A 21,822-nucleotide genomic window follows, 5' to 3' on the forward strand; every position below is an offset into this window, starting at 1 on the left:
AGCGGTGCACCGGTGTTTCATGAACGTTTCACGTCCGTTCCAGGGACGCAGCGCCGCCTCCGCGGCGCCGGTTTTCGGCTTCCGATCGCGAGGAGACGGCGTCGGCACGATCCCTGCTCATGCCCGCTGACGAACCCGCTGCCCCCCTGGAGAAGCTCATGAACACCACCTCGACTCCCAGCGCCCAGCTCGCGCCGCACGCGCTCAAGTCCGCCCGTGAGCACTTCCGCGTGGTGATCATCGGCGGCGGCACCGCAGGCATCACCGTCGCTGCCCGGCTGCGCCGCCGGGGGGTGAAGGACATGGCGATCCTCGAACCTTCCGCGAAGCACTACTACCAGCCTCTCTGGACGCTGGTCGGCGCCGGAGAGGCGCGCGTGGAAGACACCGTGCGCGACGAGGCGGACTTCATCCCGCGCGACGTGCGCTGGATCCAGGAGCGGGCCGAGGAGGTGGACCCCGTGGCGCGGGAGGTGCGCACCTCGTCAGGCCTGCGGGTCGGCTACGACTTCCTGGTCGTCGCGCCCGGCATCCAGCTCGACTGGGACGGGGTGCGTGGGCTGCGCGAGGCCCTGCAGACACCCCAGGTGTCCAGCAACTACGACGTGACGCTCGCCCCCAAGACCTGGGAGATGATCCGCGCGTTCGAGGGCGGCGAGGCGCTGTTCACCCACCCCGCGACGCCGGTGAAATGCGCCGGCGCGCCGCAGAAGATCATGTACCTCGCGGCCGACCACTGGCGGCTCCGGGGCGTGCGCGAGCGCGTGAACGTGGCGTTCTGCTCGGCGGGCAAGACCATCTTCGGCGTGAGGCCCTTCGCCGAGGTGCTGGAGCGCGTGGTGGCGCGGCACGGGATCGTCCCCCGCTTCCAGCACGATCTGGTGGAGGTGCGCAGCGACAGGCGCGAGGCCGTCTTCCAGGTCCCCGGCGACGGCGACATCAAGGTGGAGGTCATCCTGCCCTACGATCTGCTGCACGTGACCCCGCCGCAGAGCGCGCCGGATTTTATCAAGCAGAGCCCCCTCGCGCACGCCGACGGTCCCAGCAAGGGCTGGGTGAAGGCCGACAAGTACACGCTGCAACACCCCGACCACGCCGAGGTCTTCGCGCTGGGCGACGCCTCGGACCTGCCCACCTCGCGGACCGGCGCCGCCATCCGCAAGCAGGCGCCAGTCCTCGTGGAGAACCTGCTCGCCGCGATGGCGGGGCGAGAGCTCACGGCCCGCTACGACGGCTACGCCTCCTGCCCGCTCACCACCGGCTATGGAAAGCTGCTCCTCGCGGAGTTCGATTACGACGGCAAGCCCGCCCCGAGCTTCCCCCTCATCGACACCCGGAAGGAGCGCCACGACATGTGGCTGATGAAGAAGTACGGCCTCCCTCGCCTCTACTGGGACTTCATGCTCCGCGGTCGCGCCTGAGCCACGTGGGCTAAACGAGGCACCCGAGCCCGCCTCATGCCAGGATGCGCCGCATGACAGTGCTCCGCTGGGTCACCGCCGGCGAGTCTCACGGCCCCGAGATCACCGCCATCCTGGAGGGCATCCCCGCCGGACTCCCGCTCCTCGCCGCCGACATCGACGAGGATCTCGGCCGGCGGCAGCGCGGCTACGGCCGCGGCGCCCGCATGAAGATCGAGCAGGACCGGGTGCGCTTCACCGCGGGCGTGCGCGGTGGCGAGACCCTCGGCAGCCCCATCGCCCTGGTGATCGAGAACCGGGATCACGCGAGCTGGACGGGCCGCATGGGCGCCGCTCCCTTCGACGCTCCCCCCGAGCCGCTCACCCGTCCCCGCCCGGGCCATGCCGATCTCGCGGGGGGGTTGAAGCACGACCGCCATGACCTGCGTGACATCCTCGAACGCGCGAGCGCCCGCGAGACGGCGGCGCGCGTCGCGGTGGGAGGCGTGTGCAAGAAGCTCCTCGGGGTGCTCGGCGTCGAGGTCTTCGCCCACGTGGTCGCCATCGGACCGGTCGCCGCTGCCGCCCTTGCGGCCCTCACCCCGGAGGACCTGCGCGCCCGCGCCCGCGCCTCGGACCTCGCCTGCGCGGACGCCGATGCGGCCGAGGCGATGCGCGGCGCCATCCGCGACGCCGCCCACCGGGGCGACACGCTCGGCGGGGTGTTCGAGGTCGTCGCCACCGGCGTCCCGCCGGGCCTCGGCAGCCACACCCAGTGGGATCGCAAGCTCGACGGGCGCCTCGCCCAGGCGCTGATGAGCATCCAGGCCATCAAGGGCGTCGAGATCGGGCTCGGCTTCGAGGCCGCGCAGCGCCCGGGCTCCGAGGTGCACGACGCCATCGGCTACGACGCCGAGGCCCGCGCCTTCACCCGCCCCACGAACCGCGCCGGGGGCACCGAGGGGGGCATCTCGAACGGCATGCCCCTCGTGTGCCGCGCCGCGATGAAGCCCATCGCCACCCTGAAGCGCGCGCTCCCCTCCGTCGACGTGCGCTCGAAGGAGGTCTTCGACGCCGCCTTCGAGCGCAGCGACGTCTGCGCCGTCCCCGCCGCTTCCGTGGTCGGGGAGGCCATGGTGGCCATCACCCTGACCTCCGCGCTCCTCGAAAAGCTCGGCGGCGACAGCCTGGGCGAGGTGAGGCGCAACCTCGAAGGCTTCAGGGCGCAGCTCGCGCAGTTCTGATGACGCGGCGCTGCGAGGGGGCCCGCCTCCCTTCGCCCCGCGGGGAACGACCTCCGCGGGGAACGAGCCCCGCCAGGGCCTCGCCCGCCGCCCCCAGATGCCTTACAAGGCGCGGCCATGCCCACCCCGAGCGAGGCCGCGCTCGTCCCGATCTCCCGCCTCTTCAGGCGCGGTCAGGTCGTCCTGGTCCTCGCGCTGCTCGCCCTCTACCTGCCCACGCTCGCCAGCGGCCCCACCTTCTCCGACGGCCCCGAGCTGGTCACCGCCATCTGGACCCTCGGCGTCCCGCACCCCACCGGCTACCCGCTCTTCGCGCTCGTCGGGCACGCCTTCACGCGCATCCTGCCGATCCCCGTCTCGCCGTGCGTGAAGGTCGAGCTGTTCAACGTGCTCTGTGCCCTCGGAGCCGCCCTCTTCACGGCGCGTGCGGTCCGCGAGCTGACCCTCCTCCTCCAGATCTGGGGCAGCCCCGGCGCGCACGCCGGCGCGGGCACGAGCGCGGTGGACGCCGACGTGGCAGGCCTCGTCTCCGCCTTCCTGCTCGGCATCGCCCACCTCGTCTGGGAACAGGTCCGCATCCCCGAGGTCTACCCGCTCCACCTCTTCCTGGTCACCTGGGCCGGGCGCCTCTGGGTGCGCTACGAGGTGACCCGTCGCGCCGCGCTCATCGCCGCGGCCGCGGTCCCCATGGGCCTCGGCCTCGCGCACCACGTGACCATGGTGTACTTCCTGCCGGCCGCGGCGATCTACTTGCTCCTGCGGCTCCCGGGCCTCTTCGTCGGGTGGCTCGGGTGGCTCGGGTGGCTCGGGTGGCCGGTGGCGCGCATCGCGCGGCGCTGGCGTCCGGGGATCGCCGCGTGGTCGCCGCTCAAGGACGCCTGGGTCTTCCCCGTGGCGTGCGTCATCGGCGCGCTGCCGCTGCTCAGCTACGGCTACCTGATCTGGGCCAACGCGCACACCACGGGGGTCCCGTGGAACGACGTGAACGGCTGGGATCGGCTCGTCTATCACGTGAGCGGAAAGCAATACAGCGGCTTCTTCGGCGGCGGAGAGCTCGCGGGCTACCTCGGTCGCATCCGCAGGATCCCCGGGAACTTCGATCGGCAGTTCCTGCCTGCAGGGACGCTGCTCCTGCTCGTGGGCCTCGGCACCGTCTTCCGGCGCGCGGCGCGCATCGGCGTGCTCTTCGCGGCGCTGCTCCTCTTCAACGTCGCCCACGGCATCTATTACGCGGTCGGCGACTACGCGAACTACTTCATCCCGGCGCTCTTCCCGTGCGTGATGTTCATGGGAGCCGGCCTGTGGTGGCTCCTGCGCGCCGCGCGGGCCAGGCCGCTCGCATCACGGCGGTGGATGGCGCTCGCCGCGACCGCAGTCATGGCCCTCGGGTACGCCGTCGCGGTGGTCGGGTACGCGCAGCTCACCAAGCGCGTGCCTGCCATCGCCGCCCGCGCGGGGGGCGTCTACGTCGGCGTGCCGCTCGCGCTCATCGGCGTCGGCGCGGCGCTCGGCGCGATCGCGGCGTGGCGTGCGCGCGCGGGGGAGGCGTCGCGGGCGCGGCAGCTCGGCCCGGCAGTGCTCCCCGCGGTGCTCCTCGCGGGCCTCGCCGCGACGTTCGTGCCGGTCTCTCTCTCGCGCGCGTCGAGCATCGGCGATCGCGTGGAGGTGGGCGGGAGCTACGGCGCCGAGGTGGTGACCACCGTGCCGCGCGGGGCGGTGTACCTGACCCAGGGCGACGGTTACCTCTTCAACATGTGGTATCAGCACCACGTGCTGGACCAGGGCCTCGACTTCGCGACGCTCGACGTGGGGACCATGCACGCGCCCTGGTACCAGCGCTACCTGCGCGGCCGCTACCCGTCGAGCTGCGATCCGATGGCGCCCGAGTACGCCTCCGATCCTGCCGCGTTCGTCGCGCGCTGCGGCACGTTCGCGAAGCGCATGGACCTCGGTGACAAGGGGGCCTGGGTGTCGTTCGGCCAGGCGAGGCCGAGGAACCCGGCCGCCGCCCGGCGCCTCAAGGTCGCCCCGAAAGCAGCCCCCGGTGCGAAGGAGCAAGGCGCAGAGGGCGAGGGCACGAAGGACGGCGCGGGCGAGGTCGCGGCCGGCGCGCAGGATGCCGCGGACGTGGCCGAGGGCGACAAGCCCGCGGGGGGGAGCGAGGCTGCCGGGAGCGAGGCTGCCGGGGAGGCCGAGAAGGGTGCTGCGAAAGCGGCGGTGGACGACAAGGTGGTGCGCGGCGACGAGCCGGGCTGCGTGGACGCCGAGTACCGCAAGCAGCACGCGGACGCCTGCAAGTGCTGGGACCACGCGCACCGGAAGAGCGCGCTCGCGGAGACCTGCGTGGTGTCGGCCGAGGAAGGGGGGATCGTGCCGCGGGCGAAGGTGGAGATCACCATCGACCGCCTCATCCGCAGCCACATCGACGAGCGACCAGTCTACGAGCGCAACGCGGTGACCCTCTGGCAAGGTGACCAGAAGACGAACCCACGGGGGTGGGTCGGCCCCGCCTACCAGCGCCCCTCCGCCGAGTTCGCGCTGGTGAACCGGGGGCGCGTGAACCAGGTGGTGTACACCGCCGACATCGAGGCGCTCCCGGGCTGCGGGGAGATCCTCCAGCGCGTGGCCGTGAGGCCTCCCCTCGGGCCGAGGCGGGACCCGCCGCTCCAGCCTTACCAGCCGAGCACCTTCCCGATCCTGCTCTCGGCGAGCTACCTCTCCGCGCTCCCGGAGGGCGACGACGACGACGCGCGGCGCGCCTTCGCTCCGGGAGATCCGGTTCACATGCGGTTGCACTGGTTCGAGCAGTTCCACTACGACGCGGCCCGCCCCGACCGGCGCGGCGCTCCGGTGCGCCACGGCGTGCGGGTGTGCGTCTACGATCCGGTGGGGCACAGGGTGGCGACGGCCGAAGCCGTCTCGGGCCGCGAGGAGCGGCTCTCGCTCCTGCGGACCACCACCGCGGCGCCCGAGGGGGAGTACACGGTGCAGGCTTGCTCGGTGGGTGAGGTGGGAGAGGGCGCGGTGCCCGAAGGCGCGCCGTGCAAGCGCGTGCTCCTGGAGTTCGCGTTCACCGTGGGCTCGGCGCGCAGCCGCGAGGCCCTCGCCTGGGAGGCGTCGCCGCGATGAGCCGCGAAGAGAAAGAGCCCGAGACCACCTCCGGGGACGCGCCGGAGGAGACCGAGCACGCAGCGACGCCACCCGAGCCTGCGTCGGCGCCGCCCTCGAACACCGCGAGCGCGCCCGTGAAGACCCGCCCCTGGGACCGCGTCGTCGCCCTGGCGCGCCGCCGGCCGCTCACGCTCGCCCTCGGCGTGGGCATGGCGCTCTTGCTCCTGCTCGCGCTGGTCGCGGCGCCGCTCAAGCTCCACGTCGCGGCGCGCTCCACGGTGGCGGGGCTCCTCGTCGCCGGGATGCTGGTCATGGGCCTCCGGCGGCTGCGCCTCGACGTGCCGACCACGGTGCTGATCGTGGGCGGCATGGGCTTCTACTGCCTGTACCTCGGCTACACCGATCTGGGCGAGCGCAACTACGATGGCGGCGTTCAGCTCGAGTACATCGAGCACATCGTCACCCAGCGGCAGCTCCCGCCGGCGTCGAAGTGCCTGATCTGCCACCACCCGCCGCTCTATTACGTGCTCGGCGCCGGGGTGTATGCGTTCTTCAAGGCGACCCGCGTGGCGCCGCCCGTGGTCGGCCTCCAGATCCTGTCGCTGCTCATCACCATGGGCTTCGCGATCTACGGCGTGCTCACCGCCCGGCGGCTGCTCGATGCGCCGCGCCTCGTGTGGCTGGCGACGGCGGTGATCATGCTCTGGCCGTACAGCGTCCACAACAGCGTGCGGGTCCACAACGACACGCTGGTGAGCGCGCTCCTCGTCGCGGCGCTGTACCACGCGGTGTGCTGGTACCAGGAGGAGCGCCCGCGGGACCTGTACCTCTCGGCGGTGATGTGCGCGCTCGGCGTGCTCACCAAGTCGAGCGCGTACCCGCTCATCTTGCTCCTCGTGGTGCTCATCGGGCTGCGGCTCCTGCGCCCCGACGGGCGGATCGCGCTCCTCCGGCGGGCGGCGGTGGTGGGGGTGGTGCTCGCGGTGTCGCTTGGGCTGAACACGCTGCGCAAGGGCCAGGCGGGCCGCAGCGGCAACTCCGTCTGTCACCGCGTGCTCGGGTCGGCGTGCGACGTGAACCCGTCCGCGCTGATGGAGAACAAGCCGTACAACTACCTCTACTTCGACGTGGACGGCTTCATCCGCCAGCCGTTCATCCTCACCGATCGCGATGACTCGGGGCGGCAGTTCTTCTGGAGCCACCTCCTCAAGTCGAGCATGTTCGGGACCCACAACAAGGTGCCTGACCGGGAGACCGCCTACGAGCTGAACCGGGACGTCGCGGCCGTGATGGCGGCGCTCCTGCTCGGCATGATCGCCTTCGGCCTCACCGCGACGGCGTCGGCCTCGCGGGAAGGGGCGCGCCGCTACGTCGCGGTCATCCTCGCGCTCGTCTTCCTCGTCGCGTTCCTGGCGGCCTTCCGGATCCTCCTCCCAGCGCCTCACCACACCGACTTCCGCCACATCTTCCCGGCGCTGGTGCCCGCCGCCGTGCTCTACGCCGCGGCCGTGGGGCACATGCGCCGGCAGGACCGCGCCCTCGCCCCCGTGGGAGAGGCGCTGTGCGTCGCGTTCCTCGCGCTGTCGGTGCTGTACTGGACGCCGAAGTGGGGGCTCGCCCTGCGCCTGAGCCAGCGCCTCGTGCCCGTGCAGCTCTCCGACGTGGGCAAGCTCGTGACGGAAGGGACGCCCTGGGACGCCGCGGGGAACCTCCTCTTCGAGGGCAACCACATCCTCCAGTTCAAGACGTACGGCAAAGACGTCCAGGAGATCGACCTGACCGTCGACAGCAACGACCGCTACGAGATCGTCCTGGAGAGCGCAGACGGATCGCGCACGCTCACCGTGGGCCCGAGCCGGCAAGGCACGGGGCTCACGCGCTACATCGAGAAGCTCGATCCGCCCGCGCTGCGGGTGAAGGAGCTTCGGCTGCGGGCGGTGCGCGGTGATCGCGCCTATTCACTCGGACATCTCCTCCTGCGCTGAGGCGCGCCCGTCGAGGCGCACCTTGTCGATCATGCGCCACGCGCGCCTCCGGCGCGACGGACTCTCCTCGACGCGCGTGCTAGAACCAAGCGTTGGGGGGAAGGTCAATGACGTCACCGACGAAGTCGGGAAAGATGGTGCACATCGGTGAGCACTCGCTCACGCTGGAGGCGCCGGATCTCATCGTGTCGCGCGCCGTGGGGGACATGTCGGCCGCCGAGATGACGCGGATGATCGAGGAGGTGATGGTGTGGTGCAGGATGCACGGGCGCCTCTTCTGGGCCGCTGACATCTCGCGGATCGGGGTGATCACCCCGGACGCGCGGAAGGCGTCGGCCTCGCTCGGGAACATCCCGGGCTTCGGGGGGTGCGTGATCTTCGGCGGCAGCTTCCACCAGCGGCTGGTCACGACGCTGACGGTGACGGCGGCGCGGCTGCTCCTGCCGAGGAGCATCACCGCGCCGATGGCTTATGTCGTCACCGAGGCCGAGGCGAGGGCGTGGGTCTCGCACCTCCGCTCCCGCCTCGACGTTGGGGTGCCGCAGCAGGCGTCGCTGTAGAGGCCAGCGGGGTGGGCGCGGCCTGCCCCCTGCGGCTGCGGCTCTTCGTCGAGGCGCTCGCCTTCGCGGCCGTGGTGTTTGCGCCTGTGGCGTACGCGCCCGCGGCGTGCGCGCTCGTCGTGTGCGCGCTCGTGGTGTGCGCGCTCGTGGTGACGGACGAGGGCGAGGTCGGCGCGTCTTCCTCCTGGGGGGAGAGCATGATCGCGATCGGCTGCGCCACCATCCGCGGCGCACCGCGCGACCCCAGGGCGATCTCGGGGTGCAGCGCGAGCACCGTCAAGCTTCCCACGGTGAGGAGCGTGGTCGCGATGGTGGCCACCGCCCAGGTGCGCGTCGCGAACCGCTCGGCGTACGAGGGCCGGGGGGGGATCGTGGCGGGCTTCGCCTGCGGCGTCGGCGGGGCCTGCATGGTGAGCGCCTCGGTGAGCGCGAGGGCCATGTCGGGCGCCGACGAGAACCTGGCCTCCGGGTCGTGCGAGAGCGCGCGCGCCATCCAGGCGTCCAGGGCAGGCGGCAGGGTATCGAGGCGCCTGCCGGGAGGGACGAAGGTGCCGCAGTGGAGGGCGAGCGCCAGCGCGCCCATCGAGCTCCCGTCGAAGGGGACCTCGCCGGTCAGCGCCTCGTAGGCCACCACGGCGAGGCTCCAGAGATCGGCGCGGAGATCGATGTCTCGCGCGCCCAGGAAGTACTCGGGGCTCATGTAGAGCGGCGCGCGCGGGGACTCTCCGCGCGCGCTGGGGCGCGGCGCGTCGTCCTGGAGCTCGCGGGCTTCGACGCCGAAGCCGAGGATCTTCAGCGAGGCGTCGCCGCTCTTCTCCACCAGAAAGAGCGTCTCCGGGCGCACGTCGCGGTGCACGATGCCGAGCTTGTGGGCGTGGGCGAGGCCGCGCGCTGCCTGGCCGACGAGGCGCGCCACCTCCGCGGGCGGGAGGCGCCCCCCGCGATCCAGGCGGGCGCGGAGCGTCTCTCCTTCGAGCAGCTCGTTGACGATGAAGGGCGCGCCCGCGGTGGTCACCCCGTGGTCGAGGAGCGTCGCCACGTAGGGGCTCCCGAGGAGCGTCGCCGACGCAGCCTCGCGCTTGAACCGCCCGAGCCTGGTGGTGCGGGCGCTTCCGCTCATGGCGAGGATCTTCAGCGCCACCAGCTTGCCGAGGGTGCCGTGCTCGGCGACCCAGACCTCACCGCCCGCGCCGCGGCCCAGAGGGCGCACGAGACGGAGGGTGGGCGTGACCTGCTCTCCCGCATCCATCGCTGCTCGACTCCTCGCTCGACCAGTGGCAGCGCTGAGATCGACGCACCCTGACCGTAAAAAAAGCTATCTCGCCGGAATCACCCGAACAAGCGAGGGGGCGAAGTTCCATGCGGCGGGTGTGTCGAGAACCGCGATCTGCACGTCCGTGACGCTGGTCGCGCCGTTCGGGTCGCTGTACACGCTGTCGACGATGGCCGCGAAGCTCGGGGGCGCGTTTCTCGTGCACGCCATGGGGCCTGTGCGGCAGTCGGCCGCCTGCATGCAGGCGAGCAAGATGCCCCAGGGCCTCGAAGAGATCACTCCGGGGCCGCTCGGCGGCGCGCTGCGCCTCGGCATCCAGCAGGTGGCGCAGCGCGCTGGCGTGAAGCCCGCCGACGTGGAGCGGGTGCTCCCCATGGACGCCCTGGCAGAGCGCATGGAGCACTTGAAGCGCAGCCACCCGGCGGCGCTCGACGCGTGGCGCGCGCACGCCGGGCAGCTCGGCGGCATGCTCAAGGGCGTCGCGGACCTGACCGTGGATGGGCGCGCCGTCCTGCCGAGCGCCGCGCTCGCGCGGATCGCGCGCAAGGTCCGGCGCGACAAGGCGCTCGCGGGCCCGGTGCAGGCGCTCTCCGACGACATGCTCGCCTGGGAGGAGCTGCTCGAGGCGTGCAACCAGGCCCTCGAAGCGGGCGCCGATCTGCGGCAGGCCTACCGGATCCGCGTCGCGCGCAACGCGCTGTTCGCGCTGGGGCTCCTGGTGGCGCTCCTGGCGGTCGCGACGGAGGTGACCTTCGTCTGGGCGGGGCGGAGGCGCATCGACGCGGTGCTCGCCGGCAAGGACGTGTGCGAGGTGGAGGGCATCGCTCCGGCCGATCGGGTGCGCGGCAAGCCCGAGCAGCTCGCCGAGATCGCCGCGCGGCGCGCCTCGTGCGCCTCGCAGCGCGCCTGGGTGGCCTTCCTGAGCGCGGAGGAGGCGCGGCTCGTCGAGACCGCCAAGGAGACCGCGCGCGCCCAGGAGGACCTCGACCAGAGATGCGAGGCCCTCACCGCCCGCGCCGCTGCCGGCAAGGGCACCGCCGACGACATCACCCTCGCCGGCGAGCGCAAGGCGCTCCTCGGCCGCATCCGCATGAAGATGCTCGCCGCCAAGGACCTCGGCCCGAAGCTCGCCGAGCTGCCCTGCGCCGCCACCCGCGCCGAGCCGAAGATGCGCGAAGCCTTCCTCGCCGCGGCCGTGGCCTCCATCTGGAACTGGATCGGCGCCATCGAGCCCAGCGACGAGACCATGGCCTTCCTCCGCCCCCGCGCGGACGACATGAGCGAGCGCGCCCGCATCGTCCTCGCCGCCCGCGCCGACGAGCTGGCCAAGCGCGCGATCCGGCGCCCCACCGCCGACCGCATCTCCCGGGCGATCCGGGTGTGCGCGCTGGCGGCGACGCTCGGGGTGCCCGGCAAGGAGCCCTGCGAAGAGGCGAAGACGCTCACGCCCGACAAGAAGCCCTGAGGGCATCACGGGTACGTCGCGCGAGGGACCCGCGAGGGTGAAGGGCTCTCGCGGCTGGGCGAGGGCCGACGTGGGCCGCCGTTGCAGCGCGCCCCGCAGCCTGCAACGCTCGGCCGCCGTGGATGACCCTTCCCGCCGCGCCCCCCTCCTCCTCACCGGCTTCATGGGCGCCGGCAAGACCACCGTCGGCCGCCTCGTCGCCGCGCGCGCCGGCCTCCCGTTCCTCGATCTCGACGAGGTGATCGCGCGCGACGCGGGCGCCCCTGTCCCCGCCATCTTCGCCAGCGAGGGCGAGGCAGGGTTCCGCGCCCGCGAACGCGAGGCCCTGCGGCGCGTGCTCGCGGCGCCCGGCGCGCAGGTGGTGGCCCTCGGCGGCGGCTCCCTCCTCGACGCCGCCCTGCGCGCCGAGGCCCTCGCGTCGGCCTGCGTGGTGGCGCTCTCGGCGCGCGCTGGCACCCTCGACACCCGCACCCGCGGCGGCGCTCCCCGCCCGCTCCTCGACGGCGCTGCAGATCGCGAAGGCCGGGTGCGCGCCTTGCTCGCTGCGCGGGCCCCCGTGTACGCCGAGGCGCACGCCCAGGTGTGCAGCGAGGGAGCGCCGGAAGAGGTGGCGGAGGACGTGCTGCGCGCCTGGCGAGATGCGCCGCTGCTGGTGCCGCTCGGGTCGCGGACGTACGGGGTGCGGATCGCCCGGGAGGCATTCGCCTCGGTGGCCGACGCCGTGCGCGCCCTGCACCCCTCCCAGGTCCTCGTGGTCACCGACGAGACCGTGGACCGCCTGTGGGGCACGCCGCTCCGCGAGGCCCTCGCCGCGGCGGGCCTCCCCCCGCGCGCCACCGTGACCCTCCCGCCCGGCGAGGAGCACAAGCACCTCGGCTCGGTGGAGCGCGCGCTCGCGGCGATGATCGAGGCGGGGGCCGATCGGGACGCGGTGGTGGTCGCCCACGGCGGCGGCGTCGTCACCGACCTCGGCGGGTTCGCCGCGGCGACGCTGCTGCGGGGCGTGCGCTGGGTCGCCGCGCCGACGACGCTGCTGGCGATGGTGGACGCCTCCGTGGGCGGCAAGACCGGCGTGGATCTCGGCGAGGCCAAGAACGCCGTCGGCGCCTTCCACCAGCCCAGCGCCGTGGTTCTCGGCCCGGCGCAGCTCGCGACGGAAGAGGAGCGCGGCTTCCGGAGCGGCCTCGCCGAGGCGGTGAAGGCCGGGTGCGTGGGCGACGCGGATCTGGTGGCCCTCCTGGAGCGCGAGGCCGACGCCGTCCTGCGCCGCGACGAGGCGGTGATCGGGGAAGTGATCCGGCGCAGCGTGGCCGTGAAGGCGGGCATCGTCTCGCGCGACGAGCACGAGGCGGGGGAGCGGGTGCTCCTCAACTTCGGCCACACCCTCGGCCACGCGCTGGAGGCGGAGGGGAAGTTCACCCGCCTGCGCCACGGCGAGGCCGTGGCGCTGGGGATGGTGGGTGAGCTGCGCGTGGGCGAGGCGCTAGGGGTGACCCCGAGGGCGGTGGTGGCGCGCGTCGAGCGGCTGCTCGGGCGGCTTGGGCTACCGACGCGGCTCTCGGAGGAGCCGGTGGGGGCGGCGCTGCGCCTGGTCGGGCACGACAAGAAGCGACGCGGAAGCGGGGTGCGGTCGGTGGTGCTGGGGGAGGTGGGGGAAGCGAAGATCGAGGAGATCGGCCTCAAGCATCTGTCCGAGCTGTTCGCGGCAGCGGCAGCCGGGGATTAACCGGCCAGCCGAGCGGAGACGCGGACACGTATTCAGGGCAGCCGTCTGCAGACTCAGGGCAGCCGTCTGCAGACTCAGGGCAGCCGTCTGCAGACTCAGGGCAGCCATCTGCAGACTCAGGGCAGCCGTCTGCAGACTCAGGGCAGCCGTCTGCAGACTCAGGGCAGCCGTCTGCAGACTCAGGGCAAGCGTTCGCCTCGGTCAGGAAGTGAGCTGCCCTACCGGAGGGCCGTGCCGTCTGCCAGGGGTGGGTCAGGAGGCAGGCGCGGCGTCGATGTCGGCGGCGGGCCCGAAGTACTCGTAGTGGATGTGCCCGGGCGGGACGCCGTGGACCAGCAGCGCGTTGCGCACGTCCTTGAGGAACGGCGCAGGCCCGCACAGGTAGACGTCGGCGTGCTCCTCGGGGAGGACGGAGGTCAGCCAGTCGAGATCGATGCGACCTTCCTTGTGGAAGTGGCCGCGGGTGCGGTCGGCATCGGTGGGGCGGGAGTAGATGAGGAACGAGCGGACCTGCGGGTGGGCGCTGGCGACCTCGGTGAGGTGCTCCGCCATGGCGTGGGTCTGGCCGCTGGTGGTGGCGTGGATGAAGGTGACGCGGCGCTCGGGGTGATCGTGCACCAGCGCGTTCAGCATGCTCACCATCGGGGTGAGGCCGACGCCGGCGCTGAGCAGGACCACGGGGCGGTCGCTCGTGCGGTCGAGGACGAAGTCGCCGGCAGGGGCGCTGACGAGGACGGTATCCCCCTCCTTGAGCTTGCGGTGGAGGTACGTGGAGATCGTCCCCTCCTGATCGGGCCGCGCGTCCTCGCGCTTGACGCTGATCCGGTACATGGGGTCGTGCGGCGCGCTGGAGAGCGAGTACTGGCGCAGGTGCGTGTACGGATCGCCAGGGATGGAGAGCTTGAGGGTGATGTACTGCCCAGGCTCGAACGTGGCGATGGGGCCGCCGTCGGCGGGGCGCAGGTAGAACGAGGTGATGGTGTCGCTCTCGGGCTGCTTGCGCGCGATGACGAAGGGGCGGAAACCCGCCCAGCCGCCCGGCTGGGTCTCGGCCTGGGTGTACATCTCGCGCTCGACGGCGATGAACGCGTCGGCGATCACCGCGTAGGCCTCGGTCCAGGCCTGGAGGATCTCGTCGGTGGCCGCGTCGCCGAGGATCTCCTTGATGGCCCGGAGGAGGTTCTTGCCGACGACGGGGTAGTGCTCGGGGAGGATGCCGAGGCTGCGGTGCTTGTGGGCGATCTGCTTGACGACGGGCAGAACGGCGCCGAGGTCGTCGATGTGCTTCGCCGCGGCGTACACGGCGCCTGCGAGCGCCGCCTGCTGACGACCCTCGCGCTGGTGGGCGTGGTTGAAGACGTTGAGCAGCTCGGGGTGCTCGCGAAAGAGGTTCTGGTAGAAACGCGTGGTGATGGCGACGCCATGCTCGGCGAGCACGGGGACGGTGGCCTTGACGGTCTCGATGGTCTTCGCTGTAAGCATTTGCTCCGAGCAACCCTAGCCGATTCCCTGGCGCGGAGGACGCTACAGCGGCGTTCGCCCGGCGCGACCCATGCCGTTCCTGCGCCGTGCGCGGAAGGCTGGCCCGTGCGGTACGAGGTCCGTGGTGCCGGAGAGCAAGGCGGGTGAGGACGCGGGGTGGCTGAGCCGCGACGAGGAGAGCCCGCTGTCGTCGCGGGTGTCAGCCGGCGCGAAGCATGTGCCGCCGGCGTCGTTCGAGGACGGTACCCAGCACGGTGTCTCGCAGCACGCCATCGAGCGCGTGCATGTGGACGCCACGCTTGAACCAGTCGGGGCCGTGAGCTTCCACCAGCACGGCGAATGCCTCATCTGCGAACGAATCGGCGACGGTGTCCACGCCGGTCCAGTCCACAGTGACCGTCTGCCCGAGGGCGACGGCTGACTCGATGCGGCGCCGGAGGGTGGCCCCTGTCGTGCGGCTCGACAGGTGTGTTCCGAGCTCCTGGGCAAGGTGAATGGTCGTCATAGTCCCAGCTCCGAGGCCAGCGCCTCCAGCTCTTCTCGTGAGAAATCCCCGAGTACGGGTGGGGTGCTCAGCTTTGGAACTTCCAGCTCGATTTTTCATGACTGTCGACGTCTGGAGCGACGCGCCGGACGTTTCGCAGAAACCCGCAACCGAAATCACATACAGCAAACTCGGCGCGATCTGCGTAAACCTGGAGCGCGGAGTAGCCTCTGCCGCTGGCATGCGCAGCGACATTGTCGTGGAGCTCGCCGATCAGCCTGCGGAGAGGTTCTGCCGAAGCATGCTCTTCGAGGGTCATCGTGGTCTGCAGGATCGACGTGACCAGCTTCGTGCATCCTTCCACTTCGTCCGTACGGGCGAGGCTGGTGAGCGGAGACATGGTGGGCGGAGTCCGTGCGGCGGGGCCAGGACGGGTTTGACCGTTAAGGATGGCAGCGAAGCCGAGCCCCGCAGCGTAACCGACCGCGTCGCCGCTCAGCGTGAGGCGTGACCTGGACGAGTCATCGCTCAGAAACCAGGCCGACAACCCCCGCGCTCACGATGGGCGAAAGAAAGGTGAGCGTGGCAAGCTCTCCCCGCTGCAGCCGCTGCAGGCACCCGATCAACGTCCTGTTGTTCATGACGTCCTGTTGTTCATGACGGTCGAGGGGGTGAGGTGACGTTCGAGAGCGCTCGGGACTGCGCGCGTCAGCCCATGCCGGCGAGGCCGCAGAAGGCGGTGCCGAGGGCTTCCATGCGGGCGCGGGCGCGGGCTTCGGCCTCGGCGAGGGGCTCTCCCTCGGCGACGGGCTCGCGGACGTCGAGGTAGAACTTGATCTTGGGCTCGGTGCCGCTCGGACGGGCGATGACGCGGCTGCCGCCTTCGAGCTCGTAGATCAGGACGTTGCTCGACGGCAGGGTGAGGGACTCCTGGGTGCCGTCGCTGCGGACCCGGAGGCCTTCGAGGACGTCGACGTGGGCGGCGACGGGCACGTCGGCGATGACGCGCGGGGGCTTGCGGCGGAGGCGGTCCATGGCGGCGTCGATGAGGGCCATCCCCTCGGTGCCGGGGAAGGTGAAGTTCCTCTGGGCGCTGACGAAGAGGCCGTAGGTGCGGGCGATGCGATCCAGCGCGTCGAGGAGGGTGAGGCCCTCGGCGCGAAGGACAGCAGCCAGCTCGGCGAGGAGGACGGCGGCGCTGATGCCGTCCTTGTCGCGGACCACGGTGCCGGCGCAGTAGCCGAGGGCCTCCTCGTAACCGAAGACGAAGCGGGCGCCGGTGTCGCGCTCGAGATCCAGGGCGCGGTTGGCGATCCACTTGAAGCCGGTCAGGGTCTCTTCGTAGCGGACGCCGAGGGCACGGGCGATGGCGCCGAGCTGGGGGGAGGAGACGCAGGTGGCGATGACGAGGCGATCCTCGCCAGACGCCGTGGAGGGGGCGGTGAGCAGGTAATGGCCGAGGAGGGTGCCGACCTGGTTGCCGGTGAGCTGCTGGTAGGTGCCGTCGGCGCGGCGCACGGCGGCGGCGAGGCGGTCGACGTCGGGGTCGCTGGCGAGGAGGAGCGGCGCCTCCTCGCGCTGGGCGAGGGCGAGGGCGAGATCGAGGGCGCCCTTCTCCTCGGGGTTCGGGAAGCTCACGGTGGCGAAGGCGCCGTCGGGGGCTGCCTGTTCGGGGACGCTCACCACGCGGGTGAAGCCGGCCTCGGCGAGGGCCTGGTGGACGAGGCGATCACCGACGCCGTGGAGGGGCGTGTAGACGATGGGGAGGGTGCGGTCGCCGTCCTTGCGCGGGGAGAGGGCGCGGATGGCGTCGAGGTAGGCGCGTTCGAGGGTGGGCGGGAAGTCGCGGAGGTCGCCGCGGGCGCGGGCTTCGTCGACGGGCGCGCAGGGGATCTCGTCCGCGGGTGGGGCGGCGTGGATGGCAGCCGCGATGCCGGTGTCGTGCGGCGGGATGATCTGGGCGCCGTTGCCCCAGTAGACCTTGTAGCCGTTGTACGCCGGGGGGTTGTGGCTGGCGGTGACCATGACCCCGGCGATGGTGCCGAGGTGCTGCACGGCGAAGGCGGTGATCGGCGTGGGACACAGGGCGGTGGCGAGGTACGCCGGGATGCCGGCGGAGATGAAGACGCGCGCGGTGTCCTCGGCCATCTCGCGGCTGAGGCGGCGGGCGTCGTAGCCGATGGCGACGCCGCTGGTGCGGGCTTCGTTGCCGAAGATGTCGAGGAGGTAGGCGGCGAGGCCGGCGGTGGTGCGGCGGGCGACGGCGCGGTTCATGCGGCTCTCGCCGGCGCCGAGGAGGCCGCGGAGGCCGGCGGTGCCGAACTCCAGGGGGCCGGAGAAGCGCTCGTGAAGATCGGCGCGGGCCTCGGCGTCACCGGCGCGGGCGGCGTCGAGGAGGCGCTGCAGCTCGGCGCGGGTTGCGGGATCGGGGTCGTGGGCGAGCCAGCGCTCGGCAGGCTCCAGGGTGGGATCGTGGCTCACGGGGCCGTTGTAACGGCGCGCGTCGGCGTTGGCGAGCGTGTCTGCGCGTTATCCCTTGGCGAGGGCCTCGGCGAGGGCGGTGTCGTACTGGCCAGCGAGGAAGGGATCGGAGGCGAGGACCTTGCGCAGGAAGGAGCGGTTCGTGGCCGCGGGGCCAACGGGCCCGAGGATATCGAGCGTGGTGGCGGCGAGGGCGGCGTCGAGGCGGTTCACGGCGGCCTCGCGGGTCTCGCCCCAGGCGACGACCTTGGCGAGCATGGGGTCGTAGAAGGGGGTGACGTCGAGGCCCTCGGCGACGCCGGTCTCGATGCGCAGGTCGTCACCGGCGGCGGGCCAGGCGAGGCGGGTGATGCGGCCCGGCTGAGGGGCGAACTTCTTGGCAGGATCCTCGGCGTAGATGCGCGCCTCGATGGAGGCGCCCCGGCGGGTGGGGGCGAGGATCTCGGGGGCGAGGCGCTCGCCGGAGGCGACGCGGATCTGCTGCTCGACGAGGTCGATGCCGGTGACCATCTCGGTGACGCAGTGCTCCACCTGGAGGCGGGCGTTGACCTCCAGGAACCAGAGTTCCCCGGTCTGGCTGGCGACGAACTCCACGGTACCGGCGCCGACGTAGCCGACGCTGGTGACGACGCGCAGGGCGTCGGCGAGGAGCTTCTCCCGGCGGGCCTCACCCTCGGCGCCCTGGAAGAACGCGGCGGGGGAGGGGGTCTCCTCGATGATCTTCTGGTGACGGCGCTGGACGCTGCACTCGCGCTCGCCGAGGGCGACGGCGCCACCCTGGCCATCGCAGAGGACCTGGACCTCGATGTGGCGGGGCTTCTCGATGTAGCGCTCCAGGTAGACGCGGGGGTCGGCGAAGGCCTGGCGGCCGCGGTCGGAGCAGGCCTGCACGGCGCGGGCGAGCTTCTGCGGGTCGGTGACGATCTGCATGCCGATGCCGCCGCCGCCGCCCGCGGCCTTGACGAGGAGGGGATAGCCGATGCGCTCGGCCTCGCGGGTGATGGTGTCGACCTCGGCAGGGTCGATGGCACCCTGGGTGCCGGGGGGCGGAGAGACGCCTGCGGCAGCGGCGACGGCGCGGGCGGTGATCTTGTCGCCGAAGGCGTCGAGCACCGCGGGGGGCGGGCCGATGTAGGTGATGCCGGCAGCGGCGACGGCGTCGGCGAAGGCCTTTTTCTCGCTGAGGAGGCCGTAGCCCGGGTGGACAGCGTCGGCGCCCGTGGTGCGGGCGGCGTCGACGATGGCCTCGATGTTCAGGTAGCTGTCCTTGACGGGCGGCGGGCCGACACGGACCGCGGTGTCGGCCATGGCGACGTGCGGCGCCTGGGCGTCGGCGTCGGAGTAGATGGCCACGGTGGCGATGCCGAGGCGCTTGCAGGTGCGGAGGATGCGGCAGGCGATTTCGCCGCGGTTGGCGACCAGGATCTTGCGGAGCACCAGCGAGGGGTAGGACGGCCGGGGGAGAGGTGCAAGCGGGGAGGCATGGCGCGTCGGGGCGGGGCTGGGCGTGGCGCGGAGGTCACCCCGTCTGGATGCCGTAGGGGCTCGGACGGCGGATCTCCATGAAGCGGCCCTCGGTGACGGGCTGGAAGCCGAGGGGGGCGTAGACGCCGTGGGCGTCGCGGGTGCCGAGCATCCAGCGACGGAGCCCGGCAAGCTCGGGGTGATCGAGCGCGGTCTGGACGAGCCAGCGCGCGAGGCCCTGGCCGCGGTGGGGGTCGAGGACGAAGACGTCGGCGATCCAGGCGAAGGTGGCGCGATCGGAGACGACGCGGGCGAAGCCCACCTGGGCGTCGTCGTGGAAGAGGCTGAAGCTCATGGAGTGCGCGATGGCGCGGGCGAGGACCTCGCGGGGGACGCCGGGTGACCAGTAGGAGGTGCTGAGGAAGCCGTGCACGACGTCGAGATCGATGCGCGCGGGAGCGGTGGTGATGCGGTACGGGGCGCGGGTCGCGATCCAGGGATCCATGGGGCGGAGGGTGCCGGAGGTGGCGCGGGCGGGGAAGGGGAACGCGGTGCGCGAGGCTGCGTGGTAGCGTGCGCCGATGTCGGATCTCGCCGGGGAGCTGACCATCCTGCTCAGGAACGAGCGGTACGTGGTCGTGGACAAGCCCTCGGGTCTCTCGGTGCACCGGGGAGACGCGCGGGATCCGGTGACGGCGCTGGACGTGGTGCGGGACCGGGTGGGGCGCTGGGTGTACGCGGTGCACCGGCTGGATCGGGGGACGAGCGGGGCGCTGATCTTCGCGCTCGCGCCGGAGCACGTGGCGCCTCTCCAGGCGCTGTTCAGCAGCGAGGCTCAGGGTGATGGCAGCGAGGCGCGGGTTGTTGGCAGAGGGATGGAGAAGCAGTACCTGGCGCTGGTGCGCGGCTTTGCGCCCGAGGAGGGGGTCATCGACCATCCGGTGCCGAAGTCGGAGGGCGGGCCGCGCGTCCCTGCGATCACGGCATTCCGCCGGCTGGCCACGGCCGAAGGGTGCTCGCTGGTCGAGGCCCGGCCGCGCACGGGGCGGTTCCACCAGATCCGGCGGCACCTGAAGCACATCAACCACCCGCTCCTCGGCGACGCCAACTACGGCAAGGGCGCGCTCAACCGGCGCTACCGCGAGGAGGTGGGCCTCGCGCGGCTGGCGCTGCATGCAGCCGCGCTGTCGTTCGTGGATCCGTGGACAGGAGAGCCGGTGCGCGTGGTGGCGAAGATCCCGGAGGATCTCGCGCTGCCCCTCGGGCGCCTGGGGATCGCGCTGCCCGATCTCGGCGTCGGCGGTTGAGCGCCGCGACGGCTGTCAGGGACCGAAGGCGATGTAGTGGGCGGAGAGGCGCCAGACACCGTCGGTGGTCTGGTCCTGGATGTTCCAGGCGAAGGTGTGGGCGCCCGGGGTGGTGGGGACCTCGGCTTCGAAGGTGAAGGGCGGGGTCTCGCTGCCAGGGCACCAGTTGGCGCGGGAGGCGCGCACGCTCGCGATGGCGCCGCAGGGGTTCTCCTGGCAGTAGTCGAAGCCGCCGCTCGCCGTGTCGTGGTGGGCGAGGGTGCAGAGGGTCTCGCAGTCGTCGCGCCAGGCGTCGAGGAGGGCGACGGGGGCGTCGTCGATGGTGATCTGGTGACCGCGGCGGCAGAACTCCTCGGCCGGCCCGCTGCAGCCGAAGGTCGGGGAGCCGCCGCCATGACCGGTGGCGCGGTACTCGATGCGGCCGCTTCTCGTGCCCTCGGGGACCTGGAACGAGAGGGGCGCCTGGGCCGCGGGGTCGGTCTGGGAGCCGTTGAACAGCGGGACCACGGCGAGCACGGGGCGTGGGGCTGGGCCCGGGGTGACGACCACGGAGGCGGTGACGTTCCAGCCGCCGTTTGCGCCGCTCACCTGGCCTTCGGGGTCGGGCCAGGTGGCGATGAAGGAACGCAGCCGGTGCAGGCCGGGCATGCCGTTGGCGATGTCGGTGATGTCGGCTTCCAGGTGCATGGGGCCGCCGAAGGGGGTGATGGCGCGGACGAGTTCGACGCCGGGGGGGCCGCCGTCAGTCTCGGGGTCGTCGAGGGTGAACTCGAAGTTGCGGTCGAAGGCGTCGCAGTCAGCCGGCCAGTTGTGGCCCTCGGGCGGTGGGTTGTCCTGCCAGCGCTCGAAGGGAGTGCAGGTGCTCTCGAGATCGACGACGAGCTTGACCGAGGCGAAGGGAGGATGCTGGAAATCCACCTCTGCCGTGGCCTGCTGGAAGTCGTCTGCGCTGGAGTCGCTGCTGATCCGGACCCCCTCGAAGACCTGCAGCGTGTACGGCTCGGCCGGGGTCTCGGGCTCGACGTCCTTCGGCGGGGGTGTCTCGTCCGTACCGCATCCGGCCATGAAGGTGCCCAGGAAGGTGCAGAGGAAGACGGCGCCCAGGGGGGACAGCCGCCGGAGGACGCGGTGGCGCGCGCGGTCAGAGACGTGCTCGGCGAGGGGCGCGGACATGAGGTGATGGTAGTGCGGTGTCGCGTGGCCGCGCAGAGGTGATCACAGCCTTCAGGCAGGCGCGATGCCACGCGCAGTGCAGCGCCACCGAACGGCCGCTGCCGCGCTGGATCATGGAGAGGGCCGCACCGAGCGTGTCTCCGGTTCGTATCGTGCCGGACACTTGATTTGTCCGTTATGGGGGATTAGCGTCCGCTTTGACATCAGTCGGCGCGCGGCGGTCGTTCTGTCGTGGCGTCTTAAAGTTAGCTCACGAAAGGTCAGACAGATGAACGCTTACCGTTTCAACAAGATGGGTCTCCTCGTGGTGGCGATGCTCGCGCTCGGCGCTGCAGCTTGCGGCGACGACGAGGGCGACGGCGGCGAGGGCGGCGGCACCACGACGAGCACCAGCACCAACACCAACACCAACACCAACACCGGGACCAACACCAACACCAGCACCAACGGTGAGGGTGGCGCTGGTGGCGGCGTGGGCGGCGCTGGTGGCGGCGTGGGCGGCGCTGGCGGCGGCGTGGGCGGCGGCGGCGGCGGCAACTGATCCTCGTCTGACCTGAGGGTGGCGGCGGGCCCTGCGCTCGCCGCTCTTTCTACACATCCACACGTCCGCGCAGGGCTCCCGCCCTCCTTCGGACGACAGCTCCTCGGGAGCTGCTCTCTCCCTCAC

17 protein-coding genes are annotated in these 21,822 nt (G+C 72.0%); 9 read left to right on the forward strand and 8 right to left on the reverse strand.

The window, feature by feature from the left end:
* The first annotated feature begins 158 nt into the window (after positions 1-158).
* From CAP_RS26695 to CAP_RS26715, 5 genes are all read left to right on the forward strand, one after another.
* Positions 159-1,421, forward strand: a complete 1,263-nt coding sequence (locus CAP_RS26695; protein WP_081865292.1) for an NAD(P)/FAD-dependent oxidoreductase — start codon at positions 159-161, stop codon at positions 1,419-1,421.
* A 53-nt stretch (positions 1,422-1,474) separates the two neighbouring features.
* On the forward strand, positions 1,475-2,644 hold the full coding sequence (gene aroC, locus CAP_RS26700; RefSeq protein WP_044246111.1) for a chorismate synthase: 1,170 nt from the start codon (positions 1,475-1,477) through the stop codon (positions 2,642-2,644).
* 117 nt (positions 2,645-2,761) lie between these two features.
* On the forward strand, positions 2,762-5,773 hold the full coding sequence (locus CAP_RS26705; RefSeq protein WP_044246112.1) for a protein O-mannosyl-transferase family: 3,012 nt from the start codon (positions 2,762-2,764) through the stop codon (positions 5,771-5,773).
* Positions 5,770-7,740, forward strand: a complete 1,971-nt coding sequence (locus CAP_RS26710) for an ArnT family glycosyltransferase (RefSeq protein ID WP_044246115.1) — start codon at positions 5,770-5,772, stop codon at positions 7,738-7,740. The genes CAP_RS26705 and CAP_RS26710 overlap by 4 nt, the downstream gene beginning before the upstream one ends.
* 107 nt (positions 7,741-7,847) lie before the next feature.
* Positions 7,848-8,300 (forward strand): SpoIIAA family protein, encoded by a 453-nt coding sequence (locus CAP_RS26715; RefSeq protein WP_197041364.1) that lies wholly within the window; start codon positions 7,848-7,850, stop codon positions 8,298-8,300.
* Here CAP_RS26715 and CAP_RS45595 read toward each other — a convergent pair.
* On the reverse strand, positions 8,218-9,549 hold the full coding sequence (locus CAP_RS45595) for a serine/threonine-protein kinase (RefSeq protein WP_052375988.1): 1,332 nt from the start codon (positions 9,547-9,549) through the stop codon (positions 8,218-8,220). The two genes, CAP_RS26715 and CAP_RS45595, sit on opposite strands and share 83 nt — an antisense overlap.
* A 121-nt stretch (positions 9,550-9,670) precedes the next feature.
* Here CAP_RS45595 and CAP_RS26725 point away from each other — a divergent pair, with 121 nt between their 5' ends.
* Positions 9,671-11,038, forward strand: a complete 1,368-nt coding sequence (locus tag CAP_RS26725; protein WP_044246120.1) for a hypothetical protein — start codon at positions 9,671-9,673, stop codon at positions 11,036-11,038.
* Positions 11,039-11,156: 118 nt separating this feature from the next.
* Positions 11,157-12,764: a 3-dehydroquinate synthase gene (aroB, locus tag CAP_RS26730; protein WP_052375990.1), complete on the forward strand. Its 1,608-nt coding sequence runs from the start codon at positions 11,157-11,159 to the stop codon at positions 12,762-12,764.
* Positions 12,765-13,016: 252 nt separating this feature from the next.
* On the opposite strand, the gene hmpA is transcribed toward aroB, so the two are convergent.
* From hmpA to CAP_RS26755, 6 genes are all read right to left on the reverse strand, one after another.
* On the reverse strand, positions 13,017-14,246 hold the full coding sequence (gene hmpA, locus CAP_RS26735; RefSeq protein ID WP_044246122.1) for an NO-inducible flavohemoprotein: 1,230 nt from the start codon (positions 14,244-14,246) through the stop codon (positions 13,017-13,019).
* Between the two features lie 199 nt (positions 14,247-14,445).
* Complete coding sequence (locus CAP_RS52595; RefSeq protein ID WP_044246124.1) at positions 14,446-14,751, reverse strand: STAS-like domain-containing protein; 306 nt, start codon at positions 14,749-14,751, stop codon at positions 14,446-14,448.
* 67 nt (positions 14,752-14,818) lie between these two features.
* Positions 14,819-15,130: a hypothetical protein gene (locus CAP_RS52600; protein WP_197041365.1), complete on the reverse strand. Its 312-nt coding sequence runs from the start codon at positions 15,128-15,130 to the stop codon at positions 14,819-14,821.
* Between the two features lie 308 nt (positions 15,131-15,438).
* The gene (locus tag CAP_RS26745; protein WP_044246126.1) at positions 15,439-17,211 is read right to left on the reverse strand and encodes a phospho-sugar mutase; all 1,773 of its coding nucleotides are present in this window, start codon (positions 17,209-17,211) and stop codon (positions 15,439-15,441) included.
* Between the two features lie 48 nt (positions 17,212-17,259).
* Positions 17,260-18,648, reverse strand: a complete 1,389-nt coding sequence (locus CAP_RS26750) for an acetyl-CoA carboxylase biotin carboxylase subunit (RefSeq protein WP_044246129.1) — start codon at positions 18,646-18,648, stop codon at positions 17,260-17,262.
* An 82-nt stretch (positions 18,649-18,730) separates the two neighbouring features.
* Positions 18,731-19,180, reverse strand: a complete 450-nt coding sequence (locus CAP_RS26755) for a GNAT family N-acetyltransferase (RefSeq protein WP_044246132.1) — start codon at positions 19,178-19,180, stop codon at positions 18,731-18,733.
* Positions 19,181-19,256: 76 nt separating this feature from the next.
* Between CAP_RS26755 and CAP_RS26760 the strand changes: the two genes are divergently transcribed.
* Positions 19,257-19,982 carry a pseudouridine synthase gene (locus tag CAP_RS26760; RefSeq protein ID WP_052375992.1) on the forward strand — a complete coding sequence of 242 codons (726 nt, stop codon included), beginning with the start codon at positions 19,257-19,259 and terminating at the stop codon, positions 19,980-19,982.
* A 15-nt stretch (positions 19,983-19,997) separates the two neighbouring features.
* On the opposite strand, the gene CAP_RS26765 is transcribed toward CAP_RS26760, so the two are convergent.
* Positions 19,998-21,155, reverse strand: coding sequence for a peptide-N-glycosidase F-related protein (locus CAP_RS26765; RefSeq protein ID WP_044246134.1), 1,158 nt, complete (start codon positions 21,153-21,155; stop codon positions 19,998-20,000).
* A 268-nt stretch (positions 21,156-21,423) separates the two neighbouring features.
* Here CAP_RS26765 and CAP_RS52605 point away from each other — a divergent pair, with 268 nt between their 5' ends.
* Complete coding sequence (locus tag CAP_RS52605) at positions 21,424-21,696, forward strand: hypothetical protein (RefSeq protein ID WP_044246135.1); 273 nt, start codon at positions 21,424-21,426, stop codon at positions 21,694-21,696.
* The last annotated feature ends 126 nt before the right edge of the window (positions 21,697-21,822 follow it).

It is taken from the genome of Chondromyces apiculatus DSM 436, assembly GCF_000601485.1.
Lineage (GTDB): Bacteria > Myxococcota_A > Polyangia > Polyangiales > Polyangiaceae > Chondromyces > Chondromyces apiculatus.

Excerpts from the sequence above, each read along its gene's own strand:
- hmpA (WP_044246122.1), bottom strand. The coding sequence starts at position 14,246 with ATGCTTACAGCGAAGACCATCGAGACCGTCAAGGCCACCGTCCCCGTG.
- CAP_RS26715 (WP_197041364.1), top strand. The coding sequence starts at position 7,848 with ATGACGTCACCGACGAAGTCGGGAAAGATGGTGCACATCGGTGAGCAC.
- CAP_RS26695 (WP_081865292.1), top strand. The coding sequence starts at position 159 with ATGAACACCACCTCGACTCCCAGCGCCCAGCTCGCGCCGCACGCGCTC.
- CAP_RS26705 (WP_044246112.1), top strand. The coding sequence starts at position 2,762 with ATGCCCACCCCGAGCGAGGCCGCGCTCGTCCCGATCTCCCGCCTCTTC.
- aroC (WP_044246111.1), top strand. The coding sequence starts at position 1,475 with ATGACAGTGCTCCGCTGGGTCACCGCCGGCGAGTCTCACGGCCCCGAG.
- CAP_RS26710 (WP_044246115.1), top strand. The coding sequence starts at position 5,770 with ATGAGCCGCGAAGAGAAAGAGCCCGAGACCACCTCCGGGGACGCGCCG.
- CAP_RS26755 (WP_044246132.1), bottom strand. The coding sequence starts at position 19,180 with ATGGATCCCTGGATCGCGACCCGCGCCCCGTACCGCATCACCACCGCT.
- CAP_RS45595 (WP_052375988.1), bottom strand. The coding sequence starts at position 9,549 with ATGGATGCGGGAGAGCAGGTCACGCCCACCCTCCGTCTCGTGCGCCCT.
- CAP_RS26760 (WP_052375992.1), top strand. The coding sequence starts at position 19,257 with ATGTCGGATCTCGCCGGGGAGCTGACCATCCTGCTCAGGAACGAGCGG.
- CAP_RS52605 (WP_044246135.1), top strand. The coding sequence starts at position 21,424 with ATGAACGCTTACCGTTTCAACAAGATGGGTCTCCTCGTGGTGGCGATG.
- CAP_RS52600 (WP_197041365.1), bottom strand. The coding sequence starts at position 15,130 with ATGTCTCCGCTCACCAGCCTCGCCCGTACGGACGAAGTGGAAGGATGC.
- CAP_RS52595 (WP_044246124.1), bottom strand. The coding sequence starts at position 14,751 with ATGACGACCATTCACCTTGCCCAGGAGCTCGGAACACACCTGTCGAGC.
- CAP_RS26765 (WP_044246134.1), bottom strand. The coding sequence starts at position 21,155 with ATGTCCGCGCCCCTCGCCGAGCACGTCTCTGACCGCGCGCGCCACCGC.